This window comes from Nostoc sp. (assembly GCF_036916975.1).
Lineage (GTDB): Bacteria > Cyanobacteriota > Cyanobacteriia > Cyanobacteriales > Nostocaceae > Nostoc.
In genome coordinates, this window is the sequence record NZ_JBALFF010000079.1 from 97,410 (window position 1) to 117,967 (window position 20,558).

Genomic DNA, 20,558 nt, shown 5'->3' on the forward strand with positions numbered 1-20,558 from the left:
GCAGAGAACACAGAGGAATAAGAGTTTGAGAGAGTTTTTGCGTAAGTCCTGTCTTTCTTTCCTCATCTCCCCCACTCCCCACTCCCCACTCCCTAGCCGATGCCTTTGGAGATAAAAAAGGCTTCACCGATAGGCCCTAATGCTAATACTGGGAAGAATGTGAGTGCGCCTAAGATTAAAATTACACCTGCGGTGACACCTGTAAATAGTCCGGTATCAGTTCGCAATGTACCAGTCGTGTAAGGAACAGCTTGCTTGCGGGACATGCTATCCGCTAATAACAGCAGACCGATGATTGGGATATAGCGTCCGGCTAAAAGGCTGAAGCAGGTACTCAGGTTCCACCAGAGGGCGGTTGCGGTAGTTTTGGTACCTGTAGCGATCGCTAACGGTGAAGGTTGTGAATCTCCTAAACCTTCAAACCCAGAACCGTTGTTAGCAGCAGCTGAGGCATATTCGTAGATCACCTGAGAAAAGCCGTGAAAGCCGGGATTGCTAATCCCTGCCAGTTGGTCAGGAAAAGCTAAAGCGATCGCCCCGGGAATCAAAATGGCGATCGGGTGAACCAGCAAAATCAGGAAGCTAGCAAGAACAACCTCCCGCTTTTCTATCTTGCGTCCCAGAAATTCTGGGGTGCGTCCCACCATCAAACCTGTGACGAATACCGCCAGGATACTATAGGCGAACAAGTAAGCTGTTCCCGTACCCTGTCCACCCCACATGATTTGGAGAAACATATTAGACAGAAAAATAAAACCGCCGGCGGGCATAAAGGAATCGTGGAAACTGTTGACAGCGCCGCACATTGTGCCGGTTGTACTTACCGCAAATAATGCCGATTGCGCCCAACCAAATCTGACTTCTTTACCCTCTAGGTTCGCTTGCTGACTGCCCAAAAGCGTGTTTACAGCCGGATTACCGTTGTATTCCCCAATGGCGGTGACAATCAGAAATCCGAGAAAAATTACACCGACCATGCCGTAGAGTAACCAGGCTTGTTTGAGGTTATTTGCAAACATCCCATAGGTATAAATCAGAGACGTGGGAATTGAAAGCATTGCCACGATCTGAATTAAGTTAGAAAATGCGTTGGGATTTTCAAAGGGGTGGGCTGAGTTGATGGCGAAAAAGCCGCCGCCATTCTCGCCTAGCTGTTTGATGATTTCAAAGTGGGCAACCGGCCCAAGAGCGATCGCCTGACTAATGTTAGGGTCTTCTAAGGTGGGAAACACTGCTGGCCCGGCCAAGGTTTCTGGCACACCAAGGGCAATAAAAACAATGCCGCCGATAATACTAATCGGCAGCAAAATTCGGGTAATCGATCTAATCAAGTCTACGTAGAAGTTGCCTAACGATCTACCAGTCAACCCGCGAATAAAGGCGATCGCTACTGCTATGCCCGTTGCCGCTGAGGTAAACATGTGGTAGCCCAGCCCTAACATTTGACTACCGTAACTTAAGTAGGTTTCACCAGAATAATGCTGCTGGTTGGTATTGGTAATGAAAGAAATCGTCGTGTGTACTATCGTGTCCCAAGTTGGGGCGGCTATCTTGGTCGGGTTAAGCGGTAGCCATCCCTGATTGGCGATCAACAAGAAAATCAGCAACCCCATGACTACATTGCTGTACAGGATTGCTCGCGCATACTGCCAACCCGTCATATTATCTTGGATTTGAACGCCAACCAAAGAGTAAAGCACTCGCTCAACCGGATTCAAAATCGGGTCTAGAAAAGTTCTTTGCTCTAGGAATACACGCCCCATGTAACGCCCAAAAAAGGGAGTAATTGCTACTACAATTAGTAACGTTAATCCAATTTGAATCCATCCTTCTAGCATTGAATTATTTAAACTCCGACATAAATAAATTTCAGATTAGTATAAAATATATTCTTGCTATGAATTAGAAAGAATATAGAAAGGTATTGACATTATGATGAACTCACCTATAATTATTTGCTTCCTCAATCAATCATGAAGCTTTTTGTCAGAGAACACAAGGTATAAATTAATATTTAAACTTGTCTCTCTTAGGAATATATTTTTATATATATAAAATATTCACAGCGTTTATATCGATATATATCTGCAAATATAGAAAGACAGCTAAATCCTAAACAAACAGCTATTTAGCACTCAAACAGGAGCATCCCATTTTGCCCAATAGCCTACCTGATTTTTCACCTCATGACAAAAGAGTGCAAGGTGACACCTCATTAGCTCTCAGGGATGGGGCGATCTAAAGCTAGTTGGGTTCACAGGGGTGACAAACAAAAGAGCATCCCGTCAGGTGCAAAAACCTTGATAGCCCTTATCCCCTAACCCCGAATCCCAAATCTGGGATTCGGGGAGCCAGAATTTCAAACTCCCTCTCAAGCATTTGGGAGAGGGATTTAGGGAGAGGGTGAAAACTACGGTTCTCAACTTAAATAAGGTTTATGTCTCCCCTCTCCCAAATTTGGGAGAGGGGCTGGGGGTGAGGGAAAAGATTTAAAGTTAAGAATGGGTTAACCTATAGACTAACATTGAGGCTACAAGCCTAGCATCGTAGACATTTACAAAAACCTACTTATAGCGGTTCTCGTTTATGTGAGGTACATCGGTAGGGCTTGTCTAAGACTTGCCCGTACACCTGGCGATATAATGCTGTACCGCATCTGAATGGGAACCGCTATATAGCCCTACTTAATCATTCGTAAAAAGTTAGATCCCCGACAACTTTTACGAAGTCGGGGATCTAGACACCGCGAATTTTCACAAATTAGATAGGATAGAGTCAGAACTTTAATTCATAACTCATAACTGATTTTGGCGACAAATTCCAAATGCAGAAGTGTAGGCGTGTAAGAAAGTTCTGCCGCCAACAGGGCCGATTTCCCCACCACAGAAAAAACCACCTACAGGAATATCGCTGACGTAGCGCCGAAATAATTCAGAATCGAAATTGGGTTTACCATAGAGTCCTTCACCTCGCCCCAGACAGGCAAACATTAAGGCAGCTACAGCAGAGGGTTCAGAGTCTCGTTGGGTTTGATAACTTTGCAGGAGTAATTCTAGGTCTTCAGCAGAGGCTTGGGCATCGCGGAGGTGGAATTGCAGCCTTTGTCCTGGACGAACGCGATCGCCTATTGCGATCGCCCCAGCTGTTGGATCGACCCCAAGAATACCACGAATTAAAAAGTCTCCCTGTTGCAAAGCCAGCTTAAATTCATCCATCGCCACACCAACAAACAGAGAGTGCTGTGCTAAAATCCGTTCGTGTTCGCTCAGACTAGCAATCAAATCTCGCAACACCACTAAAGGCACTTGCTCATCTAACTCTAGAATAATATTGCGATCGGCTTTTGTAACTTGCAATGGTTTGCCAATCGGTCGGCATCCTTGGGCTACAATCGTTTCCAAAACAATATTGCCAGTCAAAGCTATACCAACAGTTCCCTCACGATACAAATTTTGGCATTCCCCGCCCTCAGTATCATTACAAAAAAGGGCAACACGACCACCCATACCCCCACCGCTAGCCTGTCCCCCCACAATCACCGATCCTGGATAAGCAAAATCCAACCCCTGCAATAAATCGTTGATTCCAGAAGCGAAAGAACTAGACAGCAAAATGAACTGGGGTGTCGGTGATGTTGGCACACCGATCAAATCAACCCAAGCATCTGGTGAACTGTCTAAATCAGGTAATTCTTCAGCAACAACATGAAAAACTTGAACTTTCACCCCTGGAAGGTGTGCTAAAGTCAAGCTAATAGCTGGTTCAGCTTCTAATTCTTGGATTTCTCCGTTAGTCGTCCCAATCACACCTCCACCACTACAGCCAATTAGCACAGGCACAGAAAGTTTCTCAGCTAACAAAGGTAACAATCGGGAATACTCACTCGTAAAAGCAGACGAAATGAATACCAGTCCTAGATCCGCAGGTGCTGTTAACGATGAGACAGCTCGTTCCACCACATCTGTAACAGCTGCTTCCAAAGAATGACGGGTTGATAGGGCGTTTGCCCACTGCATTTGGTCTGCCATGAGTTTTGAGCTTCTTTCTCTTTTTGGGCTAGTAGGTTTTGATTTTTGATTTTGGGAAGAATTGCATCCAACAAAAATTAATGCCAGCCTTTTGTCTCCTCCATCCCAAGAAGCTGGGGAAATCATTCCCTAATAGATGCATCTAAATATATTGTATGATTGTTTATCTATCCTACTGATTCCACAAAATCTTAAAAAATAAAGATGAATGCATTGATAAATGCGCCAGTTTACTGTATGGATTATAAATCAATAGGCTAAAGTACTAACTTATGAGCTGAATGGTTAGAATGGTTAGTAATCAAGCTAAAATCTGCCATTTCTGAAGTTTTTCTATACTAGTATTAACAACACACAACGAGACTAAAGCAATGACCAACATCCAAGAAACAGCAAAAAGCGATATTCAAGAGAAAATCCAAGAAGAAGTGGAGCAAGCGCGTACTGTTTGTGACGTTAGCGGTAGCGCCTCACCAGAGTGTGCTGCTGCTTGGGATGCAGTAGAAGAATTGCAAGCCGAAGCTTCCCACAAGCGCCAAAGCAAGCCAAAAAATTCTCTCGAACAGTATTGTGATGACAACCCAGATGCAATTGAATGCCGGGTTTACGACGACTAGAAATTTAGAAAAGTAAATTTTATCTTCGTTTGGTAAACAAGCAACCAAAATTTACTTACTCAAATCTTGCACTCTCACCTCACTCCTGAGTAAAATCTTCCTCTCCCTCTTTCATCATTTGCCCCAACAGGCAAATAATTGGTGAAATATCTGGAGTTACAGATATATCAGGGTTAAAATTTGAGAGTTTTTTTATCTAAGAGGAAACTGTTTACACCCCAAAAAATTGGGGTTTTGTCCGAGAGTGTTGAGTATATAGTCGGTGGGTGGATTTTACAACTCTTCCTGACGCTACTTACAAATAGGTGCAAAATCTGAGATTAGCAGCTTTGAGTTGCTTGTTTTTTGCCAAATAGAGAGATTGAGGAAAGTTAATTAAACAATTTACCATTTAATTAATACCTTTTCCAAAAATCTTTGCAACAAATGAATTGAGCGTAGGGGCGTACATCTGTATGCCCCTACAAACGTATTTATAGGATAAATTCGGTGAAATGGTATAAGTTGGGTAGCCACTTGCTTGTACAAAGAAGTTAGAGCGCAATCTTGAGGCTAGACTTTGTGCTTTGATTAAACTGTTATGTAATATAGATAGACTATTAGCTAGCTAAGTAAGTGGGTCAAATTAAATATAAAACCTCACCCTCTATCCGGCTTCCCTCTCTGAACTCACGGAGAGGGATTGAGGGTGAGGTTTTATCTTATATTTAATTATGCCTACTTACTTAATAGCTTACAGGCAGGGCTATTTCATTCTCATCTAGTCCGCCTCAGAATGAATTCACCAGGCGTATAGCGAAACTCGTCTAAAGACGACTGAGACTCATGTTATAGTCCCTTTTAACAGACTTTTGCTAAAAGCCAAAGAACTTTAGTTATGGGCAGTTTATGTCTAAAACGAAATAGCCCTAGCTTACAGGTTTATTAGTTATGGATACTTGTTTTTGGTTAAAAATGTTTTATTTATCGTTTGAGAAAAATTATGGACTATAACGTTTGGTTTCGCCCTTTCATCTGGATGGATTACCGACTAGCAGTATTATTCCTGGTAATTATTCCGCTAATTCTTCTGATTTGGGCATTTGTGCAAAAAGCAGAAAGCATACAACGCTTATTGGCTATATACTGGCGAGTATCAAGCCTGGTAGCAATCACGATTTACTTAATGATTGCCCAGTATCCAGTTAGCTTTATCTCTGGGTTGATAGCTGAGATTTTGATCCCGATTTCGCTGTGGTTCTGGGTGGATATCAACGATGAAATTGAGTATCAAAGCAGTGGTGCTTTGAAATTTATTTTTACTTCTTGGCGCTGGGCGACAACTGTTTATTGTATTTTGGGTGCAGTAGCTTTTATCCCTTTTTTGGGTTGTGCTTTTTCTAGCAATGTGCTTAAAACTTCCTATTGTCGGGTCTGGTTTGAGGCTCCGTTGCTATTCAAAGAATATTTTCATGCTAATAGCAAGGCTGAGTTTTTAGGTTTTCTCGGCATAGCTAGTTTAGTAATTTATGTGCTTTACTTAAGCTACTTTGTTTTGATTAAGCTGGGCAAGCAGGGACGCTCGGCTACACCACAGTAAGCATTACTCTTAAAAAAATGGATTCCATTGGCAAGCGACTGGAACAATACACCGCTAAACGTCCCCAAGAAGTTCTAATTGTAACGGTGGAAATTGCTGATGAGCAAGATACAATTGCTATTTTCAAAGGCTTTTCCAGTTCTTTGATGCGTCCTACAGCATTTGATGCAGATGTACCAGTTTTACCAGATGGGGCAAACATCCTCAACATTGACCGAGTAGCTAGTCCTTACAATCCTGAAGCACCCCGTTATATTCAACAAGGAATTTCTTCCGAAGCTATGGAAGCTGTATTATCAGAAGTAGGTGTTTGACTAATTACTAATTCGTAATTCGTAATTTTGGTGTAATTAACTAAAATGCTCAGGAAGAAGAATTAAATAACATACAATTTATGTTCCTAGCTTACCTCACCCTCAATCCCTCTCCGATATATTGGAGAGGGAAGCTAGATAATTGATGAAGTGTTGCATTTTATTTAATCCACGTTCCTTACTGCTGCTCAAGTAGCAAGTTTGTATCGTATTAGCTATCAATTGACGTATATCATGCTTCAGCCCATATACCTCATTTGCGTTGATAATCGGACTCGTAATATATACATCCTTGCTGGGTATGACGAAGAGATTGAATTCCAAATTTTACCCAACAGAGAGTTGTCTGATGAGCCGAATTAATTACGATTCAATGTCTGATGTTGAATTGAAACAGTATTTTCTCAAGCATCGGGGAGATCAAGCTGCTTTTCAAGCATACTTGGACAGGATTAATCAGCGTCCGCGTAGGATTGTCGCAAGCCCCAACGATCCCGATTTTGATGAGAAGGTTCAAGCAGCGATTCGCCAAAAGCTAGAAGCAGCAAGAAGCATTAGTCAGCAGACTAACACTGCGTTGGAGCCGACTGACCAAGAGTGATCTGTGACAGCTAGAATCGATGTTTGAAGGTGGTCGAAACTATTATCTTGACTAATTTATGAATTACCACAACATTATTACGATTGAACCTGGAAAACGCAGTGGTAAACCCTGTATCCGGGGAATGCGAATCACTGTTTATGATATTTTGGAGTATCTTGCTGCTGGAATGACTGAAGCAGAAATCCTAGAGGATTTTTCTGAATTAACTTCTGAAGATATCAAAGCGTGTCTAGCTTTTGCTGCTGATCGTGAGAAGAAGTTATTTGTGGTATCCCTGTGAAACTGCTTCTAGACGAAAATCTGTCTGATCGGATTATTTTACGGATTATAGATTTGTATCCTGATTCAGTACACGTTAAAACTTTAGGGTTAATCAACACGGACGATGTGGTTATCTGGGAGTACGCTAAAGTACACGATTTTGTAATTGCTTCCAAAGATTCTGATTTTCATCAGCGCAGTCTTCTCTATGGTCATCCACCCAAATTTATCTATCTCCGTATTGGCAACAGCCCGACTTCTAAAATTGTCCAAATCCTGCGTGATAACTTTGGTATAATCAGCAAGTTTACAGATAGCGAAGTGGAAAGTATTTTGGTGTTAGCGTAGGTTGAAAATACGGCAGAACAATGCGATCGCACCGGGAGTATTATTATTGTGGATATTATGCCGAATTGGGCAGTTATAGTTATTCTTCGGTTGGGCGATTAAACTTAAGTAGAATCAAGCGTTAGCACGGAAAACTGCCTGCGATCGCCTCGAAGCCTGTCACCCAGACGCTCAAATCTGGATTGTCCGCATTGGTTCTCGCTATGTTCGTCGATTCGGCGGACGCACGAAAAGAGCCGCACGATCGCCGGAATCGTCAACGCGGATTTTGAACCTCAGATATGATTTAGACATGGAGTTTGAGTGGGATAAATCAAAAGCAACAGCTAACCTAACAAAACACGGTGTCAGCTTTGAAGAAGCTAAGACCGTTTTTGATAATGTACTGGCAGTTATTTTTGATGATGAAGCTCACTCAGTGGGTGAGAAGCGAGAGATTATTATTGGACACTCCCGAAACAATCGCTTGCTATTAATTTCTTTCACCGAACGTGATAATGCCATTCGCATTATCAGTGCCCGTTTAGCCACTCGAAGGGAGCGTGAAGATTATGAACAAAACGCCTTTTGAAGAGTCATACAATTCAGATGACGAGCTTCTAGCTGAGTACCACTTTGATTATAAAAAGGCGAAGTCCAACCGCTTCGCCGCTCAAAGTAGAAGAAAGCAACTGCTAAAAGTTGTGGTTCTAGATGAAGATGTAGCTGAAGTTTTTACAACACCAGAATCAGTCAATAAGGTGCTAAGGGCAATAATTGAGTCAATGCCACAAGTTACAGACGGCGACACAGCCTAACAACCCCAATGCAGCCGACGGATGAAGGACTCTGGTGCTGAGTTCAAGCTTGCTTACATCCCCTGAACAGGAACGTTACCCTGAAGCAAGCAAGCTACAGATAGGTCTAAATTGCCATCTAAAACTGTCTTTTTTTTGAAGAATTATTTTAACTTTTAAATTTAAAAAATGTCCCGTTCTGGATACACACTTCCCGTCTTTGCCTGCGCTGCTGCTGTTGCAGCTTTACACTGGTTACGCGATCGCCAACCCCTAACTTTAGCATCTATAGATTTGATTGAACCCGCTCAAATCGCACAAATCCCCATTGAACAAGTAGCAGGATTATCTGAGAATACAGCTTTAGCGATCGCCCGCAGCGATCCTGGTGATAATCTCGACCTGACTAAAGATACACCGATTTGGGCATTGGTAGAATGGCGAGAAGAGGGTGATGATGCTGTAATTATTAAAGGTGGCGAAGGAATTGGTAGGCAATTAAATGCTGACGACAAGCCGGCTATTTATGCTTATGCTCAAAGGCTCTTAAAAGAAAATTTGCAACGCATGCTAGCACCGGGGGAAAAAATCACGGTGACGATTATTTTACCCGAAGGGCGATCGCTTGCTGTTCGGACTTCAAATTCTGCTTTTGGTGTGGTTGAAGGACTTTCCCTTTTAGGGACAACTGGCATTTCTCAACCCTTGAGTACACCAGATCAACTTGCAGTTTTTCGGGCTCAGTTAGAAAATAAAGCCAGTCGTTTTGAGAGTTTAGTATTCTGTATCGGCGAAAATGGCCTAGATTTGGCGCGGAAACTAGGGATTAATCCTGAACAATTGGTCAAAACTGCTAACTGGCTTGGCCCAATGTTAGTAGAAGCTGATGTGCTGGGCGTGAAAGAAATCTTATTATTTGGCTATCACGGTAAGCTGATGAAACTGGCTGGAGGGATTTTTCACACGCATCACTACTTGGCTGATGGACGGCGGGAAATTTTGGCAGCCCACTGTGCGATCGCAGGTTTAAAATCACCAGATATCCAAGCTGTGTTTAACAGTGCAACCGCCGAAGCCGCACTAACATATCTAAAATTCCTAGATGCTGCAACTGGTAGTGATTGGGTAAATCAAGTTTACAGTGCGATCGCCAAAACTATCGATGTACGTTCTCAAGAATACATCCAAAACCATAAGCAAAGCAGCACAGGAAATACAATAATTGGCTCTGTTCTCTTTGAGCGCGATCGCAAAATTATCGTGAAGAGTAAAACTGCTGGTCTGTTGATGGAAAAATTATGTTAATTTATTATGAATAATCGTAAACAATTCAAATAAATAATCTTCTAAGTAACCACTCTCGAGTACATTTATCGTTTTAATACCATCTCCGACTCAGGAACTCGACAAACGCACATAACCTTGCCTTTGTAAAGGTTCTCTATATCATTATCAGCCTACCCAGGCTGAATAATAGCATCACCATAGACCACAAAGCATCTACCCTTAACAGACATAACACTCCCGTCATGAATACAGCGGTGATACCAACAGAACAAGCGCCCCAAACATTAGAAAATTTTGGGAGACTTGATCGCCAATTGATTGTAATTCTAGACTTCGGCTCTCAATATTCTGAGTTGATTGCCCGTCGCATCCGCGAGACTCAAGTATACTCTGAAGTTTTGTCTTATCGCACTACTTCTGCACATTTGCGCCAACTCAATCCTAAAGGAATCATTCTCTCCGGTGGGCCGAGTTCGGTTTATGGCGATAAGGCTCCCCATTGTGACCCAGAAATCTGGAATTTGGGAATACCCGTTTTGGGTGTTTGCTATGGAATGCAGTTGATGGTAAATCAACTCGGTGGGGAAGTGGCAAAGGCTGACCGAGGTGAGTACGGCAAAGCCTCATTATATATTGATGATCCCACAGATTTGCTCACTAATGTCGAAGATGGCACTACGATGTGGATGAGTCATGGAGACTCAGTTACCCAAATGCCATCAGGGTTTGAATTGCTGGCGCATACAGAAAATACTCCCTGTGCTGCGATCGCTGACCACGAAAGGAAACTTTACGGCGTTCAGTTTCATCCAGAGGTAGTGCATTCTGTTGGTGGAATAGCATTAATCCGTAATTTTGTCTACCACATCTGCGATTGCGAACCCACTTGGACAACAGCAGCTTTTGTCGAAGAGGCAATTCGGGAAATTCGCGCCAGAGTTGGTGAAAAGCGGGTGCTGTTGGCGTTGTCTGGTGGGGTGGATTCTTCTACCTTGGCCTTCTTGCTGTATAAAGCGATTGGTGACCAATTAACTTGTGTATTTATTGATCAAGGCTTTATGCGAAAGTATGAGCCAGAGCGATTAGTAAAGCTGTTTCAAGAGCAATTTCACATTCCTGTAGAGTATGTTAATGCCCGCGATCGCTTTTTAGCTAGAGTTGCCGATATCACAGATCCTGAAGAAAAACGCCGCCGCATCGGACACGAATTTATTGCTGTATTTGAGGAAACATCCAAGCGCCTTGGTCACTTTGACTACCTGGCTCAAGGAACTCTTTATCCAGATGTGATCGAATCTGCTGACACCAACGTTGATACCCAAACTGGTGAACGGGTAGCGGTGAAAATTAAAAGTCATCACAATGTTGGCGGTTTGCCCAAAGACCTAAGATTTAAATTGGTGGAACCACTGCGGAAACTATTTAAAGATGAAGTCCGCAAAGTAGGGCGTTCTATTGGTTTACCAGAAGAAATTGTCCAACGACAACCTTTTCCTGGTCCTGGTTTGGCAATTCGCATTCTGGGAGAAGTCACATCTGAGCGGTTAAACATTTTGCGCGATGCAGATTTGATTGTCCGGCAAGAAATTAACCAACGCGGCATGTATCATGATTTTTGGCAAGCGTTTGCTGTATTGCTGCCAATTCGTAGTGTTGGCGTTATGGGGGATCAACGCACTTACGCTTACCCAATTGTTTTGCGGATTGTTACTAGTGAAGATGGCATGACTGCTGATTGGGCAAGAGTCCCTTACGATGTACTGGAAGTGATTTCTACTCGGATTGTGAATGAGGTGAAAGGGGTGAATCGGGTGGTTTATGACATCACCTCTAAGCCGCCTGGAACCATTGAATGGGAGTAACCAAGTTTTGAGTTGACTTACGAAATGTAGGGGCAATTCATGAATTGCCCCTAAGATAAATCAAGGCTTTCAGTGCTTTTTTTTTTGCGTAAGTCCTAGTATTGACTCTTTAACTTTTTGGGAATTCTCAAGCTTGTTTGGATTCACCCAACGATTAACAAATTCGTGATTATGTTTGTAAACCTTGATTTGCACTTGCTTGGAACTTAACTTGACTACTTCGGCGGGAATTCTTTGGACATCGCTAGAATCCGCACGAGGCTTGTAAAGCCAAATGACTTTTTGCCCTACTTGAAAGTAGTCAGCATTACTAGTTAAAGAAGGCGCTTTTTCTGCCCAAGAGGGGAAAGCAATTGCTAAGTTGATCAAAAGTACTAAGACCACTAAACTGATTTGAAAAAGTTTCATGATCATTGCACTTGTCTTCGGTCTGGTAGGATAATCAATCTGCTGTTCTAGCATTTAATTATTATTCTCCTTGGTTTTATCAAAGTTTCTTTGGGTAATTTAGTTAGCATTAGTTTGCTTCTTGCGCCATTTAAAATGGTATGTTTATTTAAGCGATCGCTCTACTAGAGATTTGCAAAGTTAATTACTCAGCCAAAGGCTTATATTAATCCCAAGCCAAGTTGATATTTGTTCAAAGTACAGATATCTGCTGATTTCAGCATAAAGCGGCTTATGCAATAAAAGCAAATAGTCTTATTTGTTAAAAGGATAAATTAAATTTATTATAAAACCTGTGATCTCTGGCTTGAGATCGCAATTATGATTCAGTTTGCAATACCCTTGGGTTAAGGAGAATCGTAGGTCGGTTTGAGGAACTAAACCCAACCTACGCAAGCCGGGGAGAGGTCAAAAGGGAAATATTGCTAGCTCAGTTTCGGGGTCAAAAAAGTGAATTTTCTCTGTAGTCAGAGATAACCATAGTTGCTCCCCAACTTGTACAAATCGGTCTGGTGGTATTCGCACTTGTAAGTAATTGGTAGTGACTTTTTGAGATTCCGGTTCGGCAATTTTAACAGCGAGAAAGGAATCGTTGCCGAGATTTTCTACCAAATCTACTTGCACTGGTAGATTTTTCGTAGCAGGCATACTTAAATTCAAGTGTTCTGGGCGAATGCCTAAAATTAGAGTTTTCCGATCGTATTTTTGTAGAGCTTTTCCCCAAACTTCTGGGAGGGTGAAACGAAACTGGGAATGAGTAATCAACTGTGGGGCATGAAATTCTACAGGAATAAAATTCATCGGTGGTGAACCAATGAACTCTGCGACAAAAAGGTTAGCAGGGCGGTTGTAAAGTTCTAAGGGAGAAGCAACTTGCTGAATTTTACCCTCAGACATAATCGCAATGCGATCGCCCATTGTCATCGCTTCTGTTTGATCGTGAGTAACGTAAATTGTCGTTGTCCCCAGTTGGCGCTGCAATTTGACAATTTGAGCGCGGGTTTCTGCCCGCAGTTTGGCATCTAAGTTAGAAAGCGGCTCATCCATTAAGAATACTTGGGGGTCACGCGCGATCGCTCGTCCCAATGCAACCCGTTGTCTTTGTCCTCCAGATAGCTGTTTAGGTAAGCGATTCAGCAATGTTTCGATTTGCAACAATTGGGCAACACTACGCACCTGTTCATCCACCGCGCGTTCTTTCTCAGAAATGTAGCGCAGTCCTTTAGGTAAATTTCTGGTCGCACCCACGAAGAGATTTTCTGCCCACGTCGGAAGATGAGGGGATGAGGGGGATGAGGGAGTAATTTTTTCCTCTGCTTTCCCAAAGCGGCGGCGTAGCCCAAAGGCGATGTTGTCGTACACCGTCATGTGGGGATAGAGGGCGTAATTTTGAAATACCATTGCGATGTCGCGTTCTTTGGGTGGTAGGTCATTGATTAAGCGATCGCCTATCCAGATATTACCGCCAGTCATCACTTCTAAACCAGCGATTAAGCGTAGCAGGGTACTTTTACCACAACCAGAAGGGCCAACCAGCACCATAAACTCGCCATCTGCGATCGTCAGGTTAATCCGTCGCAAGACATTAACACTTCCCGCACGTTCTTGCGCTACATCAGTTTTATCCTCAGACATGAGGGAAGATTGGGTTTGTGAATTTACACCCTCCCCTTTCCGCGCGGAAAAACTTTTATAAACGTTTTCTAAAATAACTTGGGACACAATTAATTATTTGGGAATTGGGAATTGGGAATTGGATTGAAAAAGGGACAAGTGACAAATGATAGTTTAGCGCTCATCATAATACAGGTTCTATCTAAATACGAAAAGTTAAAAAAACAGCTTGCAGTATAAAAAGCAAACTACACTAAATTTTAGGACTGCCAACAAATAATTACGAATTACGAATTACGAATTACGAATTATCAAGAGGTATTGTTATGACTACCGATGTACCTAAAAATCTTTCCCAAGATCCAAGCGTTAACCCTGTCCATGACATTGTAGACGAACAAACTACAGATTGTTGCATTGTGGGTGGGGGGCCAGCAGGAGCAGTTTTGGCGCTGTTGTTAGCGCGTCAAGGCATTTCGGTGATGCTGTTGGAAGCGCACAAAGACTTTGATCGCGACTTTCGTGGCGATACAATTCATCCGTCGGTGATGGAAATTATGGAAGAATTGGGACTTAGCGATCGCTTGCTAAAACTCCCCCATGCCAAAATGCGCCAAATTAGGTTTAAAACTGCTCAAGATACTGTCACGTTGGCAGATTTTAGTCATTTGAAAACCCATTACCCCTACATTACGATGCTTCCCCAGGTAAAATTCCTGGAGTTCATCACCCAAGAAGCACAAAAATATCCTAATTTCCATCTGGTAATGGGTGCGAATGTGCAGGAATTAATTACGGAAAATGGCGTGATTCAAGGTGTCCGCTATCGGGGAGGCGGTGGTTGGCATGAAATCCGGGCAATAGTGACAGTAGGTGCAGATGGTCGCCACTCACGTTTACGCCACCTGGGTGAGTTTGAATCCATCGAAACCTCGCCGCCAATGGATGTCCTCTGGCTGCGCCTACCGCGTCAGCCAGAAGACTCTGAAGGGGGAATGGCGCGTTTTGGTCAAGGTAAAATCATTGCCATGCTTGACCGTGGTGATGAGTGGCAAGTTGCCTATGTCATCCCCAAGGGAGGCTATCAACAACTGCGGGCTGCTGGTTTGGAGGAATTTAAAAAATCTGTTGTGGAAGTAGTGCCAGAATTCCAACAACGCATCCAAAATTTACATGATTGGTCACAAATAGCTTTTCTCTCAGTGGAGTCCAGCCGCGTCAAACGCTGGTATCGTCAAGGTTTGTTACTCATTGGTGATGCTGCCCATATAATGTCCCCCGTCGGTGGAGTTGGCATTAACTACGCAATTCAAGATGCTGTAGTCGCAGCGAATGTACTCAGCAAACCACTTAAAAACGGACAAGTACAACTTAGCCATCTAGCAAAAGTACAGCGTCAACGCGAGTTACCCACACGCATCATTCAGGCGTTTCAAACTTTTATCCAAAAGCGGGTATTTGCCCCAGTTCTCACATCCAATCGCACCTTTGTACCACCTGCATTTTTGCGCTTACCCATCTTGGGCGACCTTCCAGCCAGGTTGATCGCCTTGGGTGTTTTTCCAGTTCACGTCAAGACTTAATTTTCTATTTAATCAATTAGTAGTACAATTATACTACTCCAGACAGAATTCAATGCTCATTTAGTCAGGCGAGGGTGGCGGGCGGCATATTTAATGCTGTTCAAAGCGATCGCTTGGCTTTTATGCTAGAAATAACTAAAAATTAAAAATGGATGCAGAAAATTTGTTCAAACATTATTAAAAAATGCTCCCCGATTAAACCTATCTAGATATTAATTGGCACTACATAGAAAAACCTTTTCTTTTGGAATCAGTACTTTTTGCAGTCAGGAGTAATTTTAATGAACAACTGCGTTTTGATGGCGGAAATTATTAACGAGCCGCAACTGCGCTATACAGCCGATAATCTGGGAGTTACGGAAATGCTGGTGCAGTTTCCCAATTCCCAGAAACCAGAAGATCCGCCAGCCACGCTGAAGGTTGTCGGCTGGGGGAATTTAGCGACAGAAATTCAGCAAAACTACCACCAAGGCGATCGCGTCATCATAGTAGGACGTTTAAGCATGAATACTGTTGAACGTCAAGAAGGTTTTAAAGAAAAACGCGCTGAATTGACAGTCCAACAAATTCAATCTGTTGGAGGTAGTTTTAATACCGATCCATTACCATCTGCGATCGTAACTCCATCATTCACTGAAACTGCTCCACGACAGCCATCAGCATCTCGTCCTCCACAGAAAGACGTTCCTAGTTACGAGTCACCGCGTCCAGCGCCTACCCCGGCTACAAATCCTGTTGGTGTTGCTCCCCAAGCGACAAGTTACGAACCCGTACCCCAACCCACAAATTATGAGCGAACCACTTATCCAGCAGTGAAAGCGGAAGAACCAGATCCAGATGATATTCCGTTCTAAGAGGTTGAATGAACAAGTCTAATTTATTACTAGCCTTGGCGGTTAGAAACCGCGGCTACACAGACAAAACCTGCCGACCCAGGTTAAAAACCCTTGATGAGTGTATTAGTCCACGGAGGTGGACGAGAGTTTGTGTAGTAGCGTAAAGCCTTCGGCATAGCTTCGCTTACCGCGTCAGCGTGCCAGAGGCTCTATTTTATTCGCCCAAAACTTGTTCATTCATCCTCTAAAGTTGGTGTGTATTCAATTTGCTTACATACTTAGCAAAAAGCATAGGACTTACGCAAAATGACCAAAAAACGAACCGCAGAGGACGCAGAGAAGCCAGTGCGTTGGGCGGGTTCCCCGACTTGAAGCAACTGGCGCGACACAGAGGAATAAGAGTTTGAGAGAGTTTTTGCGTAAGTCCTGAACCAATTCCTGTAATAGTGACGACGGGCTGTCCTCGGTTGATAGTAGTTGGATAAACATTGACCAGAAAAACACCATTCTTATTATCGGTGTTAGTAGGCAACACATAATGCCCGATACTGCCTACAATCTTAATCGAGCAAGCACCTTGTACACTGCATTGACTCTCAGGAAGACTGACTTGGTAATCCCACGTCCCGTCTAAGTTATTGGCATTATTGTTGCCGATAGCTTGAGCAATGGTGCTGACAGTTGGAGCAGTGGTAAGCTGTTCCACATTTAACTTGCATATACTGGGCGCTCGTGTCGCCCACCCCACAAGAAATGTACAATTTCAAATTATGCAAAATAGATGTGGTTTAGTTTAGCAACTGCTGACTCAGAGGTAGCTCTGAAACAAATTACGCCCGAAAGCAGAGCAATTGTGATAGAAACAAAGAAATTACGTGTTTGCATGAAAAGTTGCTTCTCTAAAAATACTTTTGTCACGCAGTCCAATATCTTTAGAACTGCTCCTTATTTCCATCATCGGAATGAAGTATTTTTATGCAAATCTCCCGATCTTTTTTATTAGTGCAGTTATAAGCCGGGGTATAAGAATTATTGGAATAAAAAACAGGGTTTAGCTTAAAAGTCTTATTAAATAAGGATTTTTGCCAAGTAACCGCTTAACGATAAAACAGGGTTTCAGGGAGGGAAAATTTTCTTTGTTTTGTTCGTGGTGGCAACTTTCTGTGGGTAATGCTGTTATGTAAAGACTGGAACTTTGAAAAGCGAGGATACCATGAGCCGATCGCAATTTGCACAAATCACAAGCAGTTCTATGTATATTGTGGAAGTATGCGATGTCAGAAAAATTGCCAAAGAGGGTAAAAACCGAATTTATCCACATAATATATCAAAACTGTTAAAATCCAAATAATTTTAAGTTAATATTTCTACCCAACTCCTATGAGAGAAACTGTCCTAGAGGTTCGCAATCTCCAAGTTGAATTTCCCGGTGATGGCAATACTGTCAGAGCTTTGGATGGTATTTCCTTTGGGTTGCATCGAGGTGAAACTCTAGGAATAGTAGGAGAATCGGGGAGTGGTAAATCAGTGACAGCCCTAGCTGTGATGGGTTTGTTGCAAAGTCCTGGGATAGTGACTGGCGGTGAAATCTGGTTTCGTCCTCAAGAGAATGCCAATGCCATCGATTTGGTAAAATTGCCTCCTGAGCAAATGCAGCTACACCGGGGTGGCGACATCGCCATGATTTTTCAAGAACCGATGAGTTCGCTTAATCCGGTTTATAACATCGGGTTTCAGCTAACAGAAGCGATTATGCGGCATCAAAATGTCTCAGCAGCCCAAGCACGACAAATTGCGATCGCAGGTCTACAAGAGGTTAAACTTCTACCTAGCGATGAGGAAATCCAACAGCAGTATATCGATTGGCATCCAACCAACAGCAAGTCATCGAAACCAGATGGGCCAAAGTTGGCACAGTTGGTTAAAGAACACAAAGAAGCCATGCTGGAACGCTACCCACACGAACTTTCTGGGGGTCAGCTGCAACGGGTAATGATTGCAATGGCAATTTCTTGCAACCCATTAATCTTAATTGCCGATGAACCAACCACAGCTTTGGATGTGACGGTGCAAGCGACTATTTTAGACTTGTTGCGAGAATTGCAACAAAGCCGTGACATGGCAATGATTTTCATCACGCACGATTTGGGGCTAATTTCAGAAATTGCTGACCAAGTAGCGGTGATGTATAAAGGTAAAGTTGTCGAATCTGATACTTCTCGGCAAATTTTCAGCAGTCCCCAGCATCCATATACTAAAGGTTTGATAGCTTGTCGTCCCTCACTTGACCGCCGTCCCCAAAAATTACTCACCGTTTCTGACTACATGAGTGCAGAAGAGACAGCAACGGGAGAAGTAGTAATTCAGCCGAAAGAACCCCCACAACCCACAGAAGTTACCACAGAAGAGATTGCTGCAAGATTGGCAAACTTCAATCAATTGGAACCCCTGCTGCAAATCCGCAACCTAAAAGTTGGTTTTCCAGTGCGCGGGGTGTTTGGTGGGACAAAACGCTACAATATGGCAGTTAATGGCGTTTCTTTTGATGTCAAACCAGGAGAAACACTAGGTTTAGTAGGAGAATCTGGTTGCGGTAAAACCACTCTTGGCAGAACGTTGCTGCGATTAATTGAACCGATGAGTGGTGAGATTATCTTTGAGAAACAAGATATTACTAGCCTCAAAGGTGAACCGTTGCAGAAACTGCGGCGGGAAATGCAAATAGTCTTCCAAAATCCTTTTAGTTCTCTCGATCCACGGATGAAGATTGGGGATGCGGTGATGGAACCATTGTTAATTCACGGTGTGGGTAAGACAAAGCAACAACGACGAGTGCGAGTAGTCGAACTTTTAGAACGGGTGGGATTGAGTGCAGATGCAATTAACCGCTATCCTCATCAGTTTTCTGGTGGTCAACGCCAACGGATTTGTATAGCTCGTTCTTTGGCGTTAAATCCTAAGTTTATCATCTGCGATGAATCAGTTTCAGCGCTGGATGTTTCAGTACAGGCGCAGGTATTAAATCTTCTTAAAGAGTTACAGTCAGACTTTCAGCTTACCTATATCTTTATTTCTCACGATTTAAGTGTAGTGAAATTTATGAGCGATCGCATTTTAGTCATGAATCGCGGTCAAATTGTTGAAGAAGGCACAGCCGAAAGCATTTATCAAGAACCCAAAGAGGAATATACGCAAAAATTAATTGCTGCGATTCCTACTGGTAGTGCTGAACGCGTGCGAAATCGGCATCTGAAGGCTTTATAGAAACAGAATTCAGCATCAATTCTGTACAAGTGGCGCATAGCAAAGGGGTAGCGAGTCTGCAAACATCTGAATAAACGGCATTTTTACAATCCCACTAAATATGCATATTTAGCCCGCCTCAGAATGAATTCACCTCTCTTATAGCACTCATTAGTCTAAAGACTACTGAGAAAAGGTTATAGTCCGTTTTAACGGACAATTAAAAGCCTGTGATATCATGTCCGCTTGATTACTTACTAAATCCGAAGAACCCCACCCCGCCAAAGCTACGCTTTGTCTCCCCTCCCCGCTTGCGGGGAGGGGATTAAGGGGTGGGGTTCTTTTATTATGGGTAATTTGGCGGACTTGATATGAATTCTGACTTCTGAATTATTTTTCAACAAATATTTATGCAAACAAAATTAATTACATCTACAAGTCCAGACTGAGTTTTCAAATTAGTAAAAATAAAAGGTTTATCGCCGCGCATTTTTTTAGCATCTCGTTCCATCACACTTAAATCGGCACCGACATAGGGTGCTAAATCAATTTTGTTAATCACCAACAAATCAGATTTAGTAATACCGGGGCCACCCTTGCGGGGAATTTTATCACCAGCCGCAACATCGATGACGTAAATTGTTAAATCCACCAATTCTGGACTAAAGGTAGCAGCTAAATTATCACCGCCACTTTCCAAAAATACCAAATCTAAATTGATAAAACGTTCTTCTAACTGTTCAATTGCTGCCAAATTCATCGAAGCATCTTCACGGATAGCAGTGTGAGGACAACCGCCAGTCTCTACACCCAAAATGCGATCGCTAGCCAACGCCTGAGAACGCACTAAAAACTGAGCATCTTCCTGAGTATAAATATCATTTGTCACCACCGCAATCTGATACTGTTCACGCAATCCCTTACACAAAGCATCTACCAAAGCCGTCTTCCCCGAACCTACTGGACCAGCAACCCCCACTCGAAATGCATTCATTGTCATTTGTCCTAAGCTGTTATGTATACATGTTGCACAATCAGGGCTGGCTTTTCGTCCCACCCCACAACCAGGGCTATTTCATTCTATTTTTACGGCAGTTTTTAGGAATCTTTTTCAGAAAAATAAGAATTTAAACGCGATTTAAGTTGAGAACCGTAGTTT

20 protein-coding genes and 1 pseudogene are annotated in these 20,558 nt (G+C 42.9%); 15 read left to right on the plus strand and 6 right to left on the minus strand.

Translation table 11 applies throughout. The annotated features are described in order from the left end of the window. Positions 1–92 precede the first annotated feature (92 nt). Both kdpA and V7K73_RS19530 read right to left on the minus strand, forming a co-directional pair. Positions 93–1,838, minus strand: a complete 1,746-nt coding sequence (gene kdpA, locus V7K73_RS19525) for a potassium-transporting ATPase subunit KdpA (protein ID WP_334882215.1) — start codon at positions 1,836–1,838, stop codon at positions 93–95. Between the two features lie 957 nt (positions 1,839–2,795). Next, positions 2,796–4,028 carry an FIST signal transduction protein gene (locus tag V7K73_RS19530; protein ID WP_334882216.1) on the minus strand — a complete coding sequence of 411 codons (1,233 nt, stop codon included), beginning with the start codon at positions 4,026–4,028 and terminating at the stop codon, positions 2,796–2,798. Between the two features lie 371 nt (positions 4,029–4,399). Here V7K73_RS19530 and V7K73_RS19535 point away from each other — a divergent pair, with 371 nt between their 5' ends. The 11 genes and pseudogenes from V7K73_RS19535 (at position 4,400) to guaA (ending at position 11,676) form a co-directional block, all read left to right on the plus strand. Next, a complete protein-coding gene (locus tag V7K73_RS19535) occupies positions 4,400–4,645 on the plus strand; it encodes a Calvin cycle protein CP12 (RefSeq protein WP_334882217.1) in 246 nt (81 codons plus the stop codon). A 982-nt stretch (positions 4,646–5,627) separates the two neighbouring features. Beyond that, on the plus strand, positions 5,628–6,224 hold the full coding sequence (locus V7K73_RS19540; protein ID WP_334882218.1) for a DUF3177 family protein: 597 nt from the start codon (positions 5,628–5,630) through the stop codon (positions 6,222–6,224). Positions 6,225–6,241: 17 nt separating this feature from the next. Further along, a complete protein-coding gene (locus V7K73_RS19545; RefSeq protein ID WP_334882219.1) occupies positions 6,242–6,538 on the plus strand; it encodes a DUF7734 family protein in 297 nt (98 codons plus the stop codon). Positions 6,539–6,730: 192 nt separating this feature from the next. Continuing rightward, positions 6,731–6,901: pseudogene (locus V7K73_RS19550) on the plus strand (DUF6888 family protein); the annotation flags it as partial. Continuing rightward, entirely contained in the window at positions 6,888–7,139 is a 252-nt protein-coding gene (locus tag V7K73_RS19555; protein WP_334882221.1) for a DUF6887 family protein, read from the plus strand. The pseudogene V7K73_RS19550 and the gene V7K73_RS19555, both read left to right, overlap by 14 nt. A gap of 58 nt (positions 7,140–7,197) precedes the next feature. Then, entirely contained in the window at positions 7,198–7,422 is a 225-nt protein-coding gene (locus V7K73_RS19560) for a DUF433 domain-containing protein (protein ID WP_334882222.1), read from the plus strand. Beyond that, the gene (locus V7K73_RS19565) at positions 7,419–7,751 is read left to right on the plus strand and encodes a DUF5615 family PIN-like protein (protein WP_334882223.1); all 333 of its coding nucleotides are present in this window, start codon (positions 7,419–7,421) and stop codon (positions 7,749–7,751) included. Before V7K73_RS19560 ends, V7K73_RS19565 begins: the two co-directional genes overlap by 4 nt. A 292-nt stretch (positions 7,752–8,043) precedes the next feature. Continuing rightward, complete coding sequence (locus V7K73_RS19570; protein WP_334882238.1) at positions 8,044–8,322, plus strand: BrnT family toxin; 279 nt, start codon at positions 8,044–8,046, stop codon at positions 8,320–8,322. After that, a complete protein-coding gene (locus V7K73_RS19575; RefSeq protein ID WP_334882224.1) occupies positions 8,303–8,548 on the plus strand; it encodes a hypothetical protein in 246 nt (81 codons plus the stop codon). Before V7K73_RS19570 ends, V7K73_RS19575 begins: the two co-directional genes overlap by 20 nt. A gap of 168 nt (positions 8,549–8,716) precedes the next feature. Continuing rightward, positions 8,717–9,832 carry a cobalt-precorrin-5B (C(1))-methyltransferase CbiD gene (gene cbiD / locus V7K73_RS19580; protein ID WP_334882225.1) on the plus strand — a complete coding sequence of 372 codons (1,116 nt, stop codon included), beginning with the start codon at positions 8,717–8,719 and terminating at the stop codon, positions 9,830–9,832. Between the two features lie 224 nt (positions 9,833–10,056). After that, the gene (guaA, locus tag V7K73_RS19585; RefSeq protein WP_334882226.1) at positions 10,057–11,676 is read left to right on the plus strand and encodes a glutamine-hydrolyzing GMP synthase; all 1,620 of its coding nucleotides are present in this window, start codon (positions 10,057–10,059) and stop codon (positions 11,674–11,676) included. A 69-nt stretch (positions 11,677–11,745) separates the two neighbouring features. On the opposite strand, the gene V7K73_RS19590 is transcribed toward guaA, so the two are convergent. Together V7K73_RS19590 and V7K73_RS19595 are read right to left on the minus strand one after the other, a co-directional pair. Next, positions 11,746–12,138 carry a hypothetical protein gene (locus V7K73_RS19590; RefSeq protein ID WP_334882227.1) on the minus strand — a complete coding sequence of 131 codons (393 nt, stop codon included), beginning with the start codon at positions 12,136–12,138 and terminating at the stop codon, positions 11,746–11,748. Positions 12,139–12,531: 393 nt separating this feature from the next. After that, a complete protein-coding gene (locus tag V7K73_RS19595; RefSeq protein ID WP_334882228.1) occupies positions 12,532–13,845 on the minus strand; it encodes an ABC transporter ATP-binding protein in 1,314 nt (437 codons plus the stop codon). 218 nt (positions 13,846–14,063) lie between these two features. Here V7K73_RS19595 and V7K73_RS19600 point away from each other — a divergent pair, with 218 nt between their 5' ends. Both V7K73_RS19600 and V7K73_RS19605 read left to right on the plus strand, forming a co-directional pair. Beyond that, positions 14,064–15,320, plus strand: a complete 1,257-nt coding sequence (locus V7K73_RS19600) for an FAD-dependent oxidoreductase (RefSeq protein WP_334882229.1) — start codon at positions 14,064–14,066, stop codon at positions 15,318–15,320. 281 nt (positions 15,321–15,601) lie between these two features. Further along, positions 15,602–16,174 (plus strand): single-stranded DNA-binding protein, encoded by a 573-nt coding sequence (locus V7K73_RS19605; RefSeq protein WP_334882230.1) that lies wholly within the window; start codon positions 15,602–15,604, stop codon positions 16,172–16,174. Between the two features lie 226 nt (positions 16,175–16,400). Here the strand turns inward: V7K73_RS19605 and V7K73_RS19610 are convergent, their stop codons facing one another. Continuing rightward, positions 16,401–16,862 carry a hypothetical protein gene (locus V7K73_RS19610; RefSeq protein WP_334882231.1) on the minus strand — a complete coding sequence of 154 codons (462 nt, stop codon included), beginning with the start codon at positions 16,860–16,862 and terminating at the stop codon, positions 16,401–16,403. Positions 16,863–17,369: 507 nt separating this feature from the next. On the opposite strand from V7K73_RS19610, the gene V7K73_RS19615 reads away from it, so the two are divergent. Beyond that, a complete protein-coding gene (locus tag V7K73_RS19615) occupies positions 17,370–17,507 on the plus strand; it encodes a hypothetical protein (protein ID WP_334882232.1) in 138 nt (45 codons plus the stop codon). Positions 17,508–17,536: 29 nt separating this feature from the next. Beyond that, positions 17,537–19,420 carry an ABC transporter ATP-binding protein gene (locus V7K73_RS19620; protein WP_334882233.1) on the plus strand — a complete coding sequence of 628 codons (1,884 nt, stop codon included), beginning with the start codon at positions 17,537–17,539 and terminating at the stop codon, positions 19,418–19,420. A 376-nt stretch (positions 19,421–19,796) separates the two neighbouring features. Here V7K73_RS19620 and ureG read toward each other — a convergent pair whose 3' ends face one another. Continuing rightward, positions 19,797–20,393 (minus strand): urease accessory protein UreG, encoded by a 597-nt coding sequence (gene ureG / locus V7K73_RS19625; protein ID WP_334882234.1) that lies wholly within the window; start codon positions 20,391–20,393, stop codon positions 19,797–19,799. Positions 20,394–20,558 lie beyond the last annotated feature (165 nt).